At 63.1% G+C, this 15,718-nt stretch carries 16 protein-coding genes; 8 read left to right on the top strand and 8 right to left on the bottom strand.

The window, feature by feature from the left end; genetic code table 11:
• Positions 1 to 119: 119 nt before the first annotated feature.
• The 4 genes from QKD99_RS06195 to QKD99_RS06180 are packed head-to-tail and all read left to right on the top strand — an operon-like array spanning position 120 to position 2,716.
• Positions 120 to 1,454: a DUF445 family protein gene (locus QKD99_RS06195; protein ID WP_347950991.1), complete on the top strand. Its 1,335-nt coding sequence runs from the start codon at positions 120 to 122 to the stop codon at positions 1,452 to 1,454.
• A gap of 19 nt (positions 1,455 to 1,473) precedes the next feature.
• Complete coding sequence (locus QKD99_RS06190) at positions 1,474 to 1,911, top strand: CGLAU_01105 family protein (protein WP_347950990.1); 438 nt, start codon at positions 1,474 to 1,476, stop codon at positions 1,909 to 1,911.
• 5 nt (positions 1,912 to 1,916) lie between these two features.
• Positions 1,917 to 2,207, top strand: a complete 291-nt coding sequence (locus tag QKD99_RS06185) for a DUF2516 family protein (RefSeq protein WP_347950989.1) — start codon at positions 1,917 to 1,919, stop codon at positions 2,205 to 2,207.
• Positions 2,207 to 2,716 (top strand): deoxyribose-phosphate aldolase, encoded by a 510-nt coding sequence (locus QKD99_RS06180; protein ID WP_347950988.1) that lies wholly within the window; start codon positions 2,207 to 2,209, stop codon positions 2,714 to 2,716. Before QKD99_RS06185 ends, QKD99_RS06180 begins: the two co-directional genes overlap by 1 nt.
• Here QKD99_RS06180 and QKD99_RS06175 read toward each other — a convergent pair.
• The 3 genes from QKD99_RS06175 to QKD99_RS06165 form a co-directional block, all read right to left on the bottom strand.
• Complete coding sequence (locus tag QKD99_RS06175; RefSeq protein WP_347950987.1) at positions 2,713 to 3,561, bottom strand: DUF2993 domain-containing protein; 849 nt, start codon at positions 3,559 to 3,561, stop codon at positions 2,713 to 2,715. The genes QKD99_RS06180 and QKD99_RS06175 overlap by 4 nt on opposite strands.
• Before the next feature lie 64 nt (positions 3,562 to 3,625).
• Positions 3,626 to 4,438: a class I SAM-dependent methyltransferase gene (locus QKD99_RS06170; protein ID WP_347950986.1), complete on the bottom strand. Its 813-nt coding sequence runs from the start codon at positions 4,436 to 4,438 to the stop codon at positions 3,626 to 3,628.
• 20 nt (positions 4,439 to 4,458) lie between these two features.
• On the bottom strand, positions 4,459 to 4,950 hold the full coding sequence (locus tag QKD99_RS06165) for a DUF2505 domain-containing protein (protein ID WP_049377830.1): 492 nt from the start codon (positions 4,948 to 4,950) through the stop codon (positions 4,459 to 4,461).
• Between the two features lie 24 nt (positions 4,951 to 4,974).
• Here QKD99_RS06165 and QKD99_RS06160 point away from each other — a divergent pair, with 24 nt between their 5' ends.
• Entirely contained in the window at positions 4,975 to 6,081 is a 1,107-nt protein-coding gene (locus tag QKD99_RS06160) for a UDP-N-acetylmuramate dehydrogenase (RefSeq protein ID WP_347950985.1), read from the top strand.
• A gap of 141 nt (positions 6,082 to 6,222) precedes the next feature.
• Here the strand turns inward: QKD99_RS06160 and QKD99_RS06155 are convergent, their stop codons facing one another.
• The gene (locus tag QKD99_RS06155) at positions 6,223 to 6,699 is read right to left on the bottom strand and encodes an S-ribosylhomocysteine lyase (protein WP_238800542.1); all 477 of its coding nucleotides are present in this window, start codon (positions 6,697 to 6,699) and stop codon (positions 6,223 to 6,225) included.
• Positions 6,700 to 6,770: 71 nt separating this feature from the next.
• On the opposite strand from QKD99_RS06155, the gene QKD99_RS06150 reads away from it, so the two are divergent.
• Positions 6,771 to 8,009, top strand: a complete 1,239-nt coding sequence (locus QKD99_RS06150) for a YihY/virulence factor BrkB family protein (protein WP_347950984.1) — start codon at positions 6,771 to 6,773, stop codon at positions 8,007 to 8,009.
• On the opposite strand, the gene QKD99_RS06145 is transcribed toward QKD99_RS06150, so the two are convergent.
• The 4 genes from QKD99_RS06145 to QKD99_RS06130 all read right to left on the bottom strand — a co-directional run bounded on the left by QKD99_RS06145 (position 8,006) and on the right by QKD99_RS06130 (position 13,540).
• Positions 8,006 to 9,544 carry an AMP-binding protein gene (locus QKD99_RS06145; protein ID WP_347950983.1) on the bottom strand — a complete coding sequence of 513 codons (1,539 nt, stop codon included), beginning with the start codon at positions 9,542 to 9,544 and terminating at the stop codon, positions 8,006 to 8,008. The genes QKD99_RS06150 and QKD99_RS06145 overlap by 4 nt on opposite strands.
• A gap of 11 nt (positions 9,545 to 9,555) precedes the next feature.
• Entirely contained in the window at positions 9,556 to 11,265 is a 1,710-nt protein-coding gene (locus tag QKD99_RS06140; RefSeq protein WP_347950982.1) for a long-chain-fatty-acid--CoA ligase, read from the bottom strand.
• Positions 11,266 to 11,337: 72 nt separating this feature from the next.
• Entirely contained in the window at positions 11,338 to 11,823 is a 486-nt protein-coding gene (locus QKD99_RS06135) for a methylated-DNA--[protein]-cysteine S-methyltransferase (protein WP_347950981.1), read from the bottom strand.
• Between the two features lies 1 nt (position 11,824).
• Positions 11,825 to 13,540 carry a long-chain-fatty-acid--CoA ligase gene (locus QKD99_RS06130; protein ID WP_347950980.1) on the bottom strand — a complete coding sequence of 572 codons (1,716 nt, stop codon included), beginning with the start codon at positions 13,538 to 13,540 and terminating at the stop codon, positions 11,825 to 11,827.
• 66 nt (positions 13,541 to 13,606) lie between these two features.
• Here QKD99_RS06130 and mshA point away from each other — a divergent pair, with 66 nt between their 5' ends.
• The gene (gene mshA, locus QKD99_RS06125) at positions 13,607 to 14,872 is read left to right on the top strand and encodes a D-inositol-3-phosphate glycosyltransferase (RefSeq protein WP_347950979.1); all 1,266 of its coding nucleotides are present in this window, start codon (positions 13,607 to 13,609) and stop codon (positions 14,870 to 14,872) included.
• A gap of 39 nt (positions 14,873 to 14,911) precedes the next feature.
• Positions 14,912 to 15,658 carry a phosphoglyceromutase gene (locus QKD99_RS06120; protein ID WP_238800529.1) on the top strand — a complete coding sequence of 249 codons (747 nt, stop codon included), beginning with the start codon at positions 14,912 to 14,914 and terminating at the stop codon, positions 15,656 to 15,658.
• Positions 15,659 to 15,718 lie beyond the last annotated feature (60 nt).

Here is a 15,718-nt window from a genome sequence, read left to right as displayed (position 1 = left end):
TTCAGATTCTTTGGCGTTCATAAGTTTAATTACTGAAGGCAGAGGTCGAGTGCTTTTAAGTACGCACTAGTCTTAATGGTCGAAGCCCGAATACACCTTCACAACCTCAAGGAGAACTCATGACGCACCGCGCGGAGGAAGGCCTCGAAACGGCTACGGCATCGGCATCGTCGGGTGCTGCTCCCGTGCCGCAGGCTGGCAACCAGGAGGCCCGTCGTGCGGATCTGCGCCGGTGGAAAGCGATTGCGCTGTCATTCCTGATTGGTGCGGCGGTGATCTTTTTGGGGTGTTCGTGGTGGCAGGCGTCGGAAAGCGGGGCTCCGGTATGGGTGGGCTACGTGCGTGCCGCGGCGGAGGCCGGCATGGTGGGTGGCCTGGCGGATTGGTTTGCGGTGACCGCGTTATTCCGCCGGCCGATGGGCCTGCCCATCCCGCATACGGCGTTGATTCCGAATAATAAGGACCGCGTGGGCGATGCCTTGAAGGACTTCGTGGAGGAGAACTTCCTGACCGCGGATGCACTTAGCGCCAAGGTCCGGGAGGCGGAGCTGCCGCTATGGCTGGCACGCCAGGGTGTGGAGCCCGGCAAGGCGGAGGAGGTCTCCGCGTGGATTGGCGAGCGTGCCGCCAGCGTGGTGGAGGATCTCGACCCAGCTGAGGCAGAGCAATTCATCCGCACCCAAGTCATGGACCGCCTGGCCGAGCCCGAGTGGGGCCCGCCGCTGGGTAGGTTGCTGGAGGGCTATATTGCTGACGGCAAGGCTCGTCCGCTGGAAGACGACCTCATTGAGTGGGCGCACGGCAAGATTCTGAGCATGGAGCCCACCGTGGTCACCGCCATCGACGAACGCATGCCAGGATGGGCGCCGCGCTTTGCCCGCGAGATGGTGGGGGAGAAGGTCTATACCGAGCTCGTGGAATTCGCCGATGAGGTGCGCCGCAATGGCAACCACGAGGCCCGTCTGGCCATTCGCCGCAACCTGTCCAAGCTGGCCTCGGATCTGCAGTGGGATGCGGACATGCGCGGGCGCATCGAGGGCATCAAGCAAGAGATGCTCGCCTCCGATCAAGCCCAGCAGGCACCGGCGGCCATGTGGCGCACGGTGTCCACCACGCTCATTGACCAGCTCAATGACCCAGAGTCTTTCCTGCGCCAGAAGATTACGGCGAAGGTGAAGGAGCTGGCGCACCGTCTGCTCGAGGACTCCGAATTCCTGGCCCAAGCCAATGCCCTCGTGGATAAGGCCGCGCGCTACGCGGTGGAGAAATTCGCGCCGGAAATTATCGCGATTATCCCGGAGACCATCAAGCGCTGGGATGCGGAGGAAGCCTCCCACAATATCGAGCTCATGGTGGGCAAGGACCTGCAATTTATTCGTTTGAACGGCACTATCGTCGGTTCCCTGGCAGGATTGGTGATATTCGCGATCAACCACCTGATCTTTGGTGCTTAAACAAAAGGAGTGATGAGCAATGAGCGATAATAAGAAGATTTTCGATTCCCTGAAAGATGCCGGCAGCGCTGCTTTTGAGGTAGCCAAGGACTTCGGCGGCCGCCTGCAAGAAGAGCGTGCCCAGCACGCTCAAGGCGCGCAGGCAGAGAGCCCCTATGGCAGCACTGGCAAGGACGGCCTAGTAGATAAGGCCACCGCCACCGCGAAGGAATTTGGTGCTTCCTTAAAGAAGGCCGCAGACGGCACCCGCGAGTCCGCGTCTTTCGCTGACGCCAAGGGCAAGTTCTCCACCGCCTATAACGAGACCCGCGAGGGCGTCGTAGACGCCTATAACTCCGCCCAGGCCCGCCGCGCGGAAAAGAAGAATGGCCCGCGCCCCGGCCAGAATTCGGCTCCTTCGCAGGGCGATAATATTATCGATGGCGAAGTAATCGACACCGACGACCCACAGAATTAATCTGCATGAATTTCCTTTATGAACTTGCCCTGAATCTAGACAGCTACATCTTCCAAATCCTCACCCTGACCGCCATCGTCGGTGCGGTGCTTGCCGCCTCCACGCGCGAGGACGCCTTCCGCGCCGGCGACCGTCAGGGCAAGTGGGTGTGGGTTGGCCTGCTGGCGGGCTCGGCGGTAGCGATGGCCACCGGCATGCTTTTCTTGTCGTGGATCGGCACGGTCATTACCGGCGTGTACTGGTTTGATGTGCGCCCGCAGCTCAAGGCCATCATCAACGGCGATTACAGCTACTAATGCTTAACCTGCTTGCTGCCCCGGCCGCGACGGTCAAGGACCGCGCCGCCGATAATACCGTCGTGGTCTCCCCGCACCATGTTTCCCTCGCCGCGGGGGCCGGCGCGACCGATATCATCTCCGTCGCCGGCTATCCCACCGGCCGCCACCACACGCTTATCAAGGCCTCTGAGGCGCGCTTAGCCATCCAATCGGGCGCCAGCGAGGTGTGGGTCAGCCTCGATGAGACCGTGTCGGATGCCAATGCCGTGCTCTCCGAGCTCATCGCCATCCGCGAGGCCTGCCCGGATCCGGCCCGCTTGGGCCTCATCGTCCCAGACGCCCCGCTTGCCGACGCCGCCCTCAACGCCGCCCACCAAGCCGGCTACCAGCGCCTCATTGTGCGCAGCTCCGCGGCCGCGGCCCTGGACCGCGCGGAATCCGGTGCCGGTGAAGAAGGCATGAAAAAAGGACCGGAGTTGGCGGCTGCCACGCTTCCGGTCCTCGAATTTCCCGCAGCTTTGGTTTAGGCGGCTTCCTTCTGCGCGTCCTGCTGCGGCGCGCCATTGTTGGCCCCACCATTGCCGGTGGTGCCCTCGCCGCCGGCCAGCTTATCCATGTCGTTCATCGGAACATCGGTGCCGGTGATGGTGAGCTTGAGCTCGCCATCGAGCACCTCCACGGAATCGACGTTCATGTCCGAGCCCACGAACTGATCCGACATGCCGTTTTGCAGCGCGGAGGAGATGGCTTCGGTGGCCTGATCCGGCAGCTCAAGGCCGAAGATGGAGGCCTCGGTGGCGCGGATATCGAGCTTTCCATCGTGGGCAGTGGGCTCCAGCGAGAGGTTGGCTAGGCCGCCGGCGAACTTCACGTCCAGCACATGGTCCTGCTCATTGGCGGTAATCTCCGTGACCACCATATTGCCCACCTTGTCGCTGCCGGCTTGCTCGGAAATACCCTTCTGGAAGGAGGCCAGCAGGTAGTCATCCGGCACGGTGGTAGAAGCGCGCAGCTTGCCGGCCACCGGGTTGTCCTGATCCGTGCTCATATCTTCCACGTGGATCTCGGAGGCAGGTTGGCCCTTGATCTCGGTGCCATCGATTTGCAGGGTGGACGGCGTGGTCATATCCATCTGGGAAATGGAGCCCTGAAACAGGCCCCACAGGAGCGGGCTGCCGCCGAAGCTGACGGAGGGGTCTTCTTTGACCTGGATGCCCTCTTGCTCAGCGGCCTCGTTGAACTGCGAGGTCATCTGGTTGCCGATGAACCAGCGCAGGCCAAACTCAGCCAGCAGAATGAGCACGAGAAGTGCTACGAGGATGCCAATGATGATTTTCCAGGCGAGTGAACCCGCCGATTTCTTCGAAGCCATGCGTACCAGTGTGGCGCATGAGACGGCGCGGGGCAAAGTCTACGGCGAAGTTAGCAGCACATTTTTAACCTTGCGGCGCCACCGATTCCCAGTCCACGGTGAGCACATTATCGCGCAGGCGCCGGCGGATGGGGTGGATGTCAAAGGGGGCGTCGGCAAGCATGGCTCGTGCCCTACGCCAGCGCACGCGCGGGCCGTAAGGCGCCCAGCCGGCAGCGCGATCCCAAGCTTCGTCGGCGGCCTGAAGCAGCTCGTGGATGGGCTCGCCGGGCACATTGCGGTGGATGAGGATTTTGGGCAGGCGCTCGGCAATATCGGAGGGACGCGCCACGTCAAACGGGTCCCACGCCAGGGTGAGCGTCCGCGGACCATGGGCATCGAGCAGCAACCAGGCCGCGCGCCGGCCGAGCTCATCGCAGGTGCCCTCCACAAAGAAACCGCCTGGGGCGAGGCGGGAACATACCGTCTGCCAGGCCTCTTCCACCTGGTCCACGTCATACTGGCGCAGCACATTAAACGCGCGCACTAGCTGAGGCCGGTACCCGGCCAGCTCAAAACCGCCCAGCTCGAAGCGCACGCCATCGCGCGGCGGCAGCACCCGGTCCGGGTGGATTTCCAGCCCGCGCACGTCTACCTGCGGATTCGCCCGGCGCAGCCACCCCGCCCACTCCACGGTGGTCGCATGCGAGGCCCCGTAGCCCACGTCGAGCGCCAGCGGGGTATCTACATGCCGCAGCAGCGCGGAAATCTCCGGGTGCGCGAGCATCCACCTATCGCAGCGCCGCAGCCGGTTGTGGTTGGTGGTGCCGCGGGTGATAACGCCAAAAGGCCGACCCGCAGCTGCGCTAGCGCGCAGATTATGTGCGTGGTCGGCCATAAATTTCGGTTCTGTAGAACTTAGGCGTTCTCAGAGATCCACTGTTCGGTCAGCTTGCCCTCGTTATCGAAGAGCTCGCCCAGGGACTCGCCCACCTTCGGCTCGATGGCGGCGCCCATCATCGGGATATTGACGGAAATCTCGTTGACGTAGGACAGCTTGGTCATCTCGCCCTCGCCAGCCAGGGAGATATCGCCCTTGAAATCAACCGGGGTGCCCTTGACATCCGCGGTGTAGTTAACGTCAGCAGCCTCGCCGCTGAGCTCGCCCACGGTAACCACGCGCTTGACCTTCAGGTCCTGGGAGACCATGGCGCGCACTGCCTCTGGCAGCAGGGTGGTCGGCAGAACCTCGAAGAGGGTGGCTACGTTATCGCTGAAGTCGTGCACCTGGCCCGCCTCAGGGGAGAGGTTGGCCACGATGTACTCCCAGTATTCCTTGGTGAGCAGCGCCTTGTGAACCTTTTCGATGGGCTGATTGATGGTTACGGTGTTTTCACTACGGGTTGACATGCCTAACAGACTACCTTGGTAGGCGTGCTTGATAAATCTTTGACGCAACAGCTCACAGAGATCGACGGGGTAGAACTGGACCCCACCGCCACCTTCGCGGACCTGACTACGCTGCGTGTGGGCGGAAAACCGCAGGCCGCACTGCGCTGTTCGCAGCCAGAGGCTGCCGTCGCCGTGGTGCGTGCCCTTGATCACGCCGAAGTGAAATTCATCGTCGTTGGCGGCGGCTCTAACCTTTTGGTGGCCGATGGCGCAGTGGATCTCGTCGCGGTTATCCTCGACTTCGATGAGGTCTCTATGGACACCGAGACCGGAGTGGTGCGCGCACAGGCGGGCGCCGTCTGGGATGACGTGGTAGCCCGCTCCGTGCAGCTCGGCCTGGGCGGCATAGAGTGCCTCTCCGGCATTCCCGGCACCGTGGGCGCGGTCCCCGTGCAGAATGTGGGTGCCTATGGCGCGGAGATCTCTGAGGTCCTTACCCGCGTGCGCCTCTATAACCGCCGCACCGATACCGATGAATGGGTTCCCGCCTCCGACCTGGAGCTAGCGTATCGCTATTCCAACCTGAAATTCACCGGCCGCGCCGTGGTCCTTGAGGTGGAGCTCCAGCTCGATACCGAGGGCCTTTCCCGCCCGCTGCGCTTTGGCCAGCTCACCCAGAATCCGGGCGAGCGCCGCCCCGTGGCCGAGGTCCGCGAGCAGGTCCTCAAGCTGCGCCGTGGCAAGGGCATGGTGCTCGACCCCACCGACCATGACACCTGGTCCGCTGGCTCTTTCTTTACCAACCCGGTGGTGGACTCCGCTCTTGCCGACGCCGTCCAGGCCAAGGTCCGTGCCTCGCTTGGCGACGCCACCGCAGACTCCATGCCCCGCCACCCCTCTGCAGAGACCGGCCGGGAAAAGCTCTCCGCCGCCTGGCTCATTGACCGCGCCGGGTTTGCCAAGGGCTACCCGGGCTCCGGCCGGGCCACGCTCTCGACGAAGCACACGCTGGCGCTGACCAACCGCGGCGAGGCCACGGCCGCCGATATCGTGGACCTCGCCCGCACCATCCGCGACGGCGTCCATGAGACCTTCGGTGTGGAACTCGTGCCCGAACCCGTCTGGATTGGCCTCGCCCTCGACGAGTAGCACGCGACTGCTTTTCGCTCCGGGCTCTAGGGCCTAAAACCTACAAAGCAGCCACGATAGCGCCCTTAACCACACGGTTTTCGGGTCTATCGTGGCCGCTTTTTCAGTTCGGCACCTACCGTGCCGGTGGATCCGCTTAGCTTAGGCGGCCATGACTTGGAGCCACTCATCCTTAGCGCCCAAGAATGCGCGGGCCGCCTCCTGCGCGCCCTCCAAGCTGTGGTGCGCACCCCAGCCGCACTGCTCTTCGTTGGCGGCCGGTACCTCGGTAGCGTTAAGAATATCGTTAAGCGCGCCTTCCACCGCGCGCAGCAGCTCATCTTGCTCCATGCCGTTGGTGATGGCGTAGAAGCCAGTGCGGCAGCCCATCGGGGCAAAACCGATGAGCTTATCGGTGTAATTGCGCATGAAGTTGGCCATCATGTGCTCCACCGAATGCAGCGCCTTGGTATCCAGGTGGTCCTGGTTCGGCTGGCAGAAGCGCAGGTCATACTTGATGATTTCGACGCCGCCGCCCAAATCCGTGCGGTCGGCCACGCGGATATATGGCGCGCTGACTAGGCGGTGGTCGAGTTCGAAGGATTTCACGTTGAGCTTCTTTTCATTCTGTTCAGTCATGCTTCTCCAGTGTAATCACAGCTGAGTGTCACTTCCTGAAATAGATTCTTTACCGCATACGCTGGGATAATATGAGCACACTGGACGATTCCGCCGAGGTTTCTGGCGCCGCACGCACCCCTGGCAATTCGTCTTCCGGCGAACCGCCGAGCGCTGCGGCTACTCCGGTGGGCAAATCCGTCTATGAGGGCGCGGATAAAATCGTGCCGAGCACTGCGCCCACCGTGGTCAAGATTGAAGGCCACACCGAAAATGTCGATCCGTTGGCCCGCGGCAACCGCCTGCGCAAGGAAAGCTGGGGGCTGGTGCTCCGCCGCGTGTGGGCCGATTTCTTCCATGATGCCTTGATGGATCGCGCCGCCACGATGACGTACTTCACGCTTATGGCCTTTGCCCCTACGGTGCTCGCGGCCTATTCGATAGCGACGCTCATCTTTTCCTCTCGGCGCGCCGAGGTACACGAATTAACTTCGCAGTTCATTGCAGACTACGTGCCCAGTTCGATGACGGAGCAGGCCGAAAAACTGGTTGGCTCCATCATTGGTTCCACGGCACAAGGCACCTTCGCGCTGGTGGTATCCGTGCTGGTTTCTCTTTTTGCCGCCTCGGCCTACGTGCGTGCCTTCTCCCGCACCGCCAATACCGTTTACGGGCGGGTAGAAGGCCGCGGGATTATCCGCACTTGGGCGCTCATGTGGGGGCTTACCATCATCTTGGTCATCGGCGCGGTCATCGTGCTTTTTGCCAACCTGCTGCGCGATACGATTGTGAGCGGCGTTATCAATCCGCTCGCGGGCAAGCTGGAGATGCAGGGCACCGCGGACTTTTTGGGTGGGATCTTCATGCCAGTGTGGAATTGGCTGCGCTTCCCGCTCACCGTGGTGATCGTGCTGAGCTTGATCGCTATCTTGTATCACTTTTCCCCGAACGTGCGGCCGGCGCGCTTTCGGTGGATAACCCTAGGCTCCGTCGTAGCGTTGAGCACCAATGTTGCGGTGTGGGGAGCATTTGCGCTGTATACCCAGCGCTTTGCCGGAGCCAGCGTCTACGGCGCCTTCAGCCTCATTATGGCCGTATTCATGGCCGTGTGGCTATCTAATACGATGCTCATTTTGGGCATCAAAATCGATGCGGAGGTTCTGCGCGCCAAAGAACTGCAATTGGGCCTGCACGCCGCGCGGCATATTCAGGCTCCGCCGCGTTCCGACGCCGCCGCTAAAGCCCAAGCCCGCGCCCAGCACGACCTTGAGGAACGATCCGAGCGCATCTACGAACAGGCGGTGCGCCGGGAAGCGCGTGAACAAGGCTAGCCCTGGTTGAGCAGGGCGAGGAGATCGCGCTGGACATCGCGGCGGCGCAGCTTGCCCAGCTGGTCGGCGGCGAGCGTCTCCATGGCAAAGAAGCGCTGCGGGACCTTATAGCGCGCCAACAACCCGCGGCAATGGTCGCGCAAGGCAGACTCGTCGAGTTGCGCGCCGGGGGCAAGCACCACGCAAGCGGCGACATCCTCTGAACCATCGGAGCGAGGAACGCCCACGACTGCGGCCTGGGCAATATCAGGATGGGAGGTTAAGGCCTCCTCAACCTCGCCGGGATAGACATTGAAGCCACCGGTGATGATGATTTCCTTGATGCGGCCCACCAACCTGATATGGCCATCGGGCTCGCGAACGCCCATGTCTCCGGTGCGGAACCAGCCGTCATGGAAGGCGGCGGCGGTGGCGGGGGCGTCGGCAAGGTAGCCGCTAAAGACCTGCGGGCCGCGGGCGAGGATCTCGCCGGCCTCGCCATCCGGCTGGGTGCGGCTGAGATCGTGAGGATCGCCGATGCGCAGCTGCGTATCCGGCAGTGGCAGGCCGATGGTGCCGGCGCGCCGAGAGTCATCGAGGGGGTTGATAGTCAGCACGGGAGAGGTTTCCGTAAGCCCGTATCCTTCCACCAGCATGCCGCCGGTGCGCGCCTCCCATGGCTCGATGATGCGCGAGGGGAGCGAGGCCGCGCCCGAGATGGAGTAGCGTACCCCGCCGAGATCCGTGGGCGCGTCGGACGCGGCTGTGTCTGCGGCCGCGGGTGTGGATGCCATGGCGCGCTCGTAGATGGTGGGCACGCCCGGCATCCAGGTGGGACGGCGGGCGGCAAGCGCCTTGGTCACCGCGTCGGTGTGTGGGGCAGGCAGCAGGATGATCTCGGCCGCACAGCGCACCGCGAGGAGCACGCTCATCGTCAGGCCATAGGCATGGAACATGGGCAGCGCGGCCAGAAAGCGCTCGTGTCCGGGGCGCAACGGGGCCTGGGTTTCCAGCTGCAGGCAGTTGGCCGCGAGGTTGCCGTGGGTTAAGACCACGCCCTTGGGGCGAGCGGTGGTGCCGGAGGTGTAGAGGATAAGGGCGGCGTCGGAAAGCGCGGCGGGGTGCGGCTCCGCCGGGGCGCCGCTGAGGGGAAGCGGCTCGCTGAGGGAAACGGTAATGGTGGTCTCTACCTGCGCGGACACGGTGGGGGCGATGTCCTCCCAGGCAATCGCCACACGGGCGCCATGGTGGGCGAGCAGCGGGGTGAGCTCGTGCGCGGTATAGCGCGGATTGTGCTCCACCACCACTGCGCCCAGGCGCAGGATGGCGAAGAATGCCACCACATGCTGCGGGCAATTAGGCAGCAGAATCGCCACGCGGTCGCCGGGGCGCACGCCCATCTCACGCAGGGCACCGGCCGCGGCCGCCACCTGGGCATCGAGCTCGCCATAGGTCAGTGTCTGGCCGGCGAAGTAGGTGGCGGGGCGCTGCGGAAACCTCGCGACGGCGGACGCGAGGAAATCCGTCAAGGTAGCGCCATAATGAATATCTGCCATAGCCGCTAAGTTTAGGCCTTTGCCTCCAGCAGCTCGAGTAGGTCCTTGCGCACCTGGTGGCGGCGGATTTTGCCCAGGTGGTCGCGCGCCAGATCTTCGAAGTGGTAGAAGGTGCGCGGCACCTTATAGCGGGTCAGGCGCTCGCGGCAGAATTCCTTCAAGCCTTCTGGATCGAGCACGGCGCCATCGCGCAGGGTAACGCAGCCGACGACATCCTCGGAGCCATCTTGGCGCGGGCGGCCCACGGCGGCGACATCCACGACGTCGGGGTGCTGGGCAATCGCCTCTTCCACCTCAGCGGGGTAGACGTTGAAGCCGCCGGTGATGATGATTTCTTTGATGCGGCTGACCAGCTTGATATAGCCATCCGGTTCCATGAGTGCCATATCACCGGTGCGGAACCAGCCATTGTGGAAGGTCTTTTCGGTAGCGGCGGCATTGCCAGAGTAACCCTGGAAAATCTGCGGGCCGCGCGCGAGCATCTCGCCCGGTTGGCCATCGGGCTGGGTCTCATCCAGGTTCTCAGGGTTGGCGATGCGCACCTCCGTATCCGGGAAGGGCACGCCCACATAGCCGGGGCGGTGCTTGCCGTTCATGGGATTGGCCGTAAGAACCGGGGAAGTCTCCGTCATGCCGAAGCCCTCCACCAGCCGGCCGCCGGTCAGGGCTTCCCAGCGCTCCACAATCTCTACGGGTAGTGTGGCGGCGCCGGAGAAAGCATTGCGGATGCCGCTTAAGTCGACGTCCTTTTCTTCCGCCGCGTCCATGATCTTCTGATACAACGTGGGCACGCCCGGCAGCCAAGTAGGCGTGCGCTTCTTCACGATGTCCATAATCAGCGGCATCTGCGGGGAGGGGACCAGGATGAGCTCGGCGCCAAGGTAGATGCTGAAGATACACAGCGTGGTCATGCCGTAGGCGTGGAAGATGGGCAGTGCTGCGAGGAAGCGCTCTTGTTGCTTGCCCATCTGTGGCACCCAGGCCTTGCCCTGAATGGCGTTAGCAATGAGGTTGCCGTGAGAGAGCAGGGCACCCTTGGGCTTTCCGGTGGTGCCGGAGGTATAGAGGATGAGCGCGATATCGTCCTGGGAGATCTCAGGGATATCGAGGTCCGAGCCATCGCCGCCAATGGCCGCGCCGATGAGGGTGGACCATTCCACGGTATTGGGTGCGGGGCTGGTGAGCTGCTCGCGCTTGGCGGCCAACGGCGGGATGGGCAGGCGCAGCGCGAGGCGCTTGAGTGGTGGCATGGCATCGACCATATTGACGGAGACGATGGTCTCCAGCGGGGTGGTCGAGCGTAGCTTTTCCAGTGTGGAGGCGGTTTTATCCCAGGAGATGACCACGCGCGCCCCATGGTCATTGAGCAGCCCTTCCAGCTCCGGGGCGGTATAGAGCGGGTTGTGCTCGACCACGGTGGCGCCAAGCAATTGCACCGCGTAGAAGGCCGCGACGTGCTGGGGGCAGTTAGGCAGCACGATGGCCACCTTGTCGCCGGGGCGAATGCCAAAAGCCTTGAGACCAGCCGCAGCGGCGCACACTTGGGTATCGAGCTCCGCGTAGGTCTGTGTCTTTCCGAAGAAGTAGGTGGCGGATTTATTGGCATTGACCCGCAGGTTATTGCGGTAGTAGTCGACGATGGTTTTATCGCCGTAGTCCAACGTGTGTGGGGTCCAATCGCTGTAGTGCTCGAGCCAGGCTCGGGAGGTGGAAGCGGACACGCGGAAAACCTTTCGTTTGGCTACAAAAACTATTTCTGAGGGGATAGCATATCCCAAACATGAGGAATCCCTCTAGTTTTCTTCCAGTGTCAGCAAAAAACGTTTGTCTTCCAGACCACCCGCATAGCCGCCGAGACCGCCATCGCTGCGCAGCACACGGTGGCATGGCCGCACGATGAGCAGGGGATTGGCGCCGCACGCACTGCCCACGGCCCGCGTCGCGCCGGGCCGGCCCAGCAGCTTGGCGACGTCGCGGTAGGTGACCGTCTCCCCATAGCCAATCTCGGCCAGCCGCGCATGCACCGCGGCGCGAAAGTCGGTCGTCGCAGGCGGGTCGAGGGGCAACTCGAAGGCGCGGCGCTGGCCGGCGAAATACTCCGCGAGCTGTGCCTGGGCGGCGTCGAGCACGTCCGCGCTGCGCTTTTCGACGCCCCCTTCTTCCACACCGCCCACCGCTTCCTGCAGGGTGCTGGCCGCGGTGATGTCCACGCGGGAAAGCCCCCGCGGGCTTGCCTGCAAGCGCAGGGGTCCGAGGGGGCTATCGATAAGGCGGAACATGTTAGTTCTGTTCGGTCTCGAGGCGGCGGATGAGGTCTGCCTGGACCTCGCGGCGACGGATCTTGCCCATCTGGTCCTTGGCCAGCTCCTCAAAGTGGTAGAAGGTGCGCGGGACCTTGTAGCGGGTCAGGCGCTCGCGGCAGTAGTCCTTGAGTCCCTCCGGGTCGAGGGCGGCGCCATCGGCGAGATCGAGGCAGGCCACGACGTCCTCGGAGCCATCCTCGCGCGGGCGGCCGACCACGGCGACGTCATCGATGCTCGGGTGCTCGCGCAGGATTTCTTCCACCTCGCCCGGATACACGTTGAAGCCGCCGGTGATGATGATTTCCTTGATGCGGCTGACCAGGCGGATAAAACCGTCTTCTTCCATGACGCCCATATCGCCGGTGCGGAACCACTCGCCGTGGAAGGCGGCCTCGGTGGCCTCTTCATTGTTGAGGTAGCCCTTGAAGATCTGCGGGCCGCGGGCCAGAACCTCGCCTTCGACGCCGTCCGGCTGGGTCTCGTCCAGATTATCCGGGTTGGCAATGCGCACCTGTGTATCTGGGAACGGAATGCCCACGTAGCCCGGGCGGCGGTCGGTGCTCATGGGGTTGCCCACGATAATCGGCGAGCACTCGGTGAGGCCATAGCCCTCCACCAAGAGGCCGCCGGTGTAGTTCTCCCACTTGTTGACCGTGTCCGAAGGCAGGGTAGACGCGCCGGAGAAGGCTGCGCGCACACCCTTGATGGGGATTTCCTGATCCTCGGCGGCCTTCACGATGCGCTCGTAGAGCGTCGGCACGCCCGGAACCCAGGTCGGCGTGTGCTTCTTCATCAACTGCATGATGAGCGACATATCTGGCTTTGGCAGGATGACCAGCTCGCCGCCGATGAACTGCGCCAAGGTCACGTTCATGGTCAGGCCATAAGCGTGGAAGAAGGGGAGGGCTGCCAGCATGCGCTCCGGCTTATCGCCCAAACCTGGTACCCACGCCTTGCCCTGCATCAGGTTAGAAAACAGGTTGCCGTGCGAGAGCATGGCGCCCTTCGGGGCGCCGGTGGTGCCAGAGGTGTACATAATCAGCGCGATGGTGTCCTTGTCCACGTCCTCCGGCGTGGTGATATCGCTACCATCGCCGCCGATGGCGTTGCCCACCAAGGTCTCCCACGGCACGGTATTTGGCGCCGGGGACGAGAGCTGCTCGCGCTTGGACTTCAGCGGCGGGATGGGCAGGCGCAGGGCGGCGCGCTGCAGGGTGGGCATGGCGTTGATCATGTTGATGGACACGACCGTTTCCAGGTTGGTGGTCGCGCGCAGCTTCTCCAAGGTCGGCGCTGCCTTATCCCAGGCGATGGCAATGCGCGCGCCGTGATCCTGGAAGAGACCCTCCAGCTCGTGGGCGGTGTAGAGCGGGTTGTGCAGCACCACCTGGGCGCCCAGCTTCAAGATGGCGTAGAACGCCGCGATGTACTGCGGCGAGTTTGGTGCCACGATGGCTACGCGGTCACCGGGGCGCACACCGAAGGCCTTCAGGCCGGCGGCGGCAGCGCGAACCTGCCGGTCCAGTTCCGCATACTTTTGGGTGCGGCCGAAGAAGTAGGTGGCCGGTTTATCGGCGTTGACCTCAAGGTTATTGTCGTAGATATCCAACAACGTGGTGTTGCCGTACTCGAGGTGGTGCGGTGTCCATTCCGGGTAATACTGGAGCCAAGCCTGTGATTCGTATGCGGACAAAACTTTACCTTTCGGTGGCGTAGGTTTCTGGCAGTGGCCAGTATAGCGCCGGTAGAATTGAGCGCCATGCGCATCGCCATGATCTCTATGCATACCTCGCCGATTGAACAGCCCGGCTCGGGGGACGCCGGCGGCATGAACGTCTACGTCCTCAATAGTGCGCGCCAACTGGCTCGCCGGGGAATAGAGGTGGACGTCTACACTCGCGCCACTCGGCCGAGCCAGGGCGAAATCATTGAGGTTGAACCCCACCTGCGCGTTATTAATATCGTCGCCGGGCCGTACGAGGGCCTGGATAAAGAGGATCTGCCCACCCAGCTGGCCGCTTTCGCAGGCGGCATGGTGCAATTTGCCAAGTGGCAGGGCAAGAAATATGACCTTATTCACTCCCACTACTGGCTCTCCGGCCAGGTGGGCTGGCTACTGCGGGATCTTTGGGGCATCCCGCTCATCCACACGGCCCATACCCTCGCCGCGGTGAAGAACGCCTCCCGGACCGCGGATGACACCTTGGAGTCCGAGGCCCGCCGCATTTGCGAGCAGCAATTGGTGGATAACGCGGACCTGCTCGTGGTCAATACCGAGCAAGAGGCCCGCGACTTGGCCGAGCACTACGACGCCGAGTGCGACATCATTCGCGTGGTCTCGCCCGGCGCCGACGTCGAGCTATTTACCCCAGGCACGGACCGCAATACCGAGCGCTCCCGCCGCGAGCTGGGCATTCCACTGCACACCAAGGTGGTGGCCTTTGTGGGGCGACTGCAAAAATTCAAGGGCCCAGAGGTCCTCATTCGCGCCACGGCCGAGCTCTTCCGCCGCGAACCGGCCCGCAACCTGCGCGTGGTCATCTGTGGTGGACCATCGGGAGCCAATACGGCGCCGGAGTCCTATAGGGAATTGGCGCGTGAGTTGGGCGTCGATAAGCGCGTGCGCTTTTTGGGCGCCCGCCCGCCAGAGGAGCTGGTGGGGGTCTACCGCGCGGCCGATATTGTGGCGGTGCCTAGCTATAACGAGTCCTTCGGCCTGGTGTCGCTGGAGGCCCAGGCCTCGGGCACGCCGGTGGTAGCCGCGGCCGTCGGCGGGCTACCCATAGCCGTGGCCGAAGGGGAGACCGGCTTGCTGGTGCACTCGCATGACCCATCCGACTGGGCCGATGCTCTAGCCCGCCTGCTTGACGACGACCCCATGCGCATCGCCATGGGCGAAGCCGCCGTCGCCCACGCTGCGCGCTTTAGCTGGGCCAGCTCCGCCGCCGCGCTCGCAGAAATTTATGACGAGGCCAGCCGCATCGAGGTCCCGGATTGCCATCAACGGCGGGCGATTGGGGATTAAACCCTGACGCCGGTAATAATTTCGTGGCATGCTGGAGACATGACTAACGGAAAGCTGATTCTTCTTCGCCATGGCCAATCCAAGTGGAACGAGTCCAACCAGTTCACTGGCTGGGTCGATGTAGATCTGACCGAGAAGGGCGAGGCGGAAGCCAAGCGCGGCGGTGAGCTGCTCGCGCAGGAAGGCGTTCTGCCCGATGTCCTCTATACCTCTCTTCTTCGCCGTGCTATCCGCACCGCGAACATCGCACTCAACGCCGCCGACCGCCACTGGATCCCAGTGGTGCGCGACTGGCGCCTCAACGAGCGCCACTACGGCGCCCTGCAGGGTCTGAACAAGGCCGAGACCAAGGAAGAATACGGTGAGGAAAAGTTCATGGCATGGCGCCGCTCCTATGACACGCGCCCGCCGGAGCTGGCCGATGACTCCGAGTACTCCCAGACCAATGACCCGCGCTACGCCGACCTGGAAAAGGTCCCGCAGACCGAGTGCCTGAAGGACGTCGTCGCCCGCTTCGTTCCGTACTTCGAGGAGGAAATCCTCCCACGCGCCAAGAAGGGTGAAACCGTACTCATCGCCGCGCACGGCAACTCCCTGCGCGCTCTGGTCAAGCACCTGGACAATATCTCCGATGATGATATTGCCGGCCTGAATATTCCGACCGGCATCCCGCTGGTGTATGAGATCACCGAGGATGGCTCCGTAGTAAACCCAGGTGGCACCTACCTGGATCCGGAAGCCGCCGCTGCCGGTGCTGCCGCCGTTGCTGCGCAGGGCGGTAAATAAGAAACTGCGCCACAGTCCCCGGGGAGTATTCCCTGGGGACTTTGTGGTGGATAGGGTAGA

The organism is Corynebacterium sp. c3Ub_189 (assembly GCF_039907195.1).
Lineage (GTDB): Bacteria > Actinomycetota > Actinomycetes > Mycobacteriales > Mycobacteriaceae > Corynebacterium.
Note: the sequence above shows the minus strand (reverse complement) of the source record. Positions and strands in the feature narration are given on the sequence as shown.

Excerpts from the sequence above, each read along its gene's own strand:
- QKD99_RS06195 (WP_347950991.1), top strand. The coding sequence starts at position 120 with ATGACGCACCGCGCGGAGGAAGGCCTCGAAACGGCTACGGCATCGGCA.
- QKD99_RS06190 (WP_347950990.1), top strand. The coding sequence starts at position 1,474 with ATGAGCGATAATAAGAAGATTTTCGATTCCCTGAAAGATGCCGGCAGC.
- QKD99_RS06185 (WP_347950989.1), top strand. The coding sequence starts at position 1,917 with ATGAATTTCCTTTATGAACTTGCCCTGAATCTAGACAGCTACATCTTC.
- QKD99_RS06180 (WP_347950988.1), top strand. The coding sequence starts at position 2,207 with ATGCTTAACCTGCTTGCTGCCCCGGCCGCGACGGTCAAGGACCGCGCC.
- QKD99_RS06175 (WP_347950987.1), bottom strand. The coding sequence starts at position 3,561 with ATGGCTTCGAAGAAATCGGCGGGTTCACTCGCCTGGAAAATCATCATT.
- QKD99_RS06170 (WP_347950986.1), bottom strand. The coding sequence starts at position 4,438 with ATGGCCGACCACGCACATAATCTGCGCGCTAGCGCAGCTGCGGGTCGG.
- QKD99_RS06165 (WP_049377830.1), bottom strand. The coding sequence starts at position 4,950 with ATGTCAACCCGTAGTGAAAACACCGTAACCATCAATCAGCCCATCGAA.
- QKD99_RS06155 (WP_238800542.1), bottom strand. The coding sequence starts at position 6,699 with ATGACTGAACAGAATGAAAAGAAGCTCAACGTGAAATCCTTCGAACTC.
- QKD99_RS06150 (WP_347950984.1), top strand. The coding sequence starts at position 6,771 with ATGAGCACACTGGACGATTCCGCCGAGGTTTCTGGCGCCGCACGCACC.
- QKD99_RS06145 (WP_347950983.1), bottom strand. The coding sequence starts at position 9,544 with ATGGCAGATATTCATTATGGCGCTACCTTGACGGATTTCCTCGCGTCC.
- QKD99_RS06135 (WP_347950981.1), bottom strand. The coding sequence starts at position 11,823 with ATGTTCCGCCTTATCGATAGCCCCCTCGGACCCCTGCGCTTGCAGGCA.
- mshA (WP_347950979.1), top strand. The coding sequence starts at position 13,607 with ATGCGCATCGCCATGATCTCTATGCATACCTCGCCGATTGAACAGCCC.
- QKD99_RS06120 (WP_238800529.1), top strand. The coding sequence starts at position 14,912 with ATGACTAACGGAAAGCTGATTCTTCTTCGCCATGGCCAATCCAAGTGG.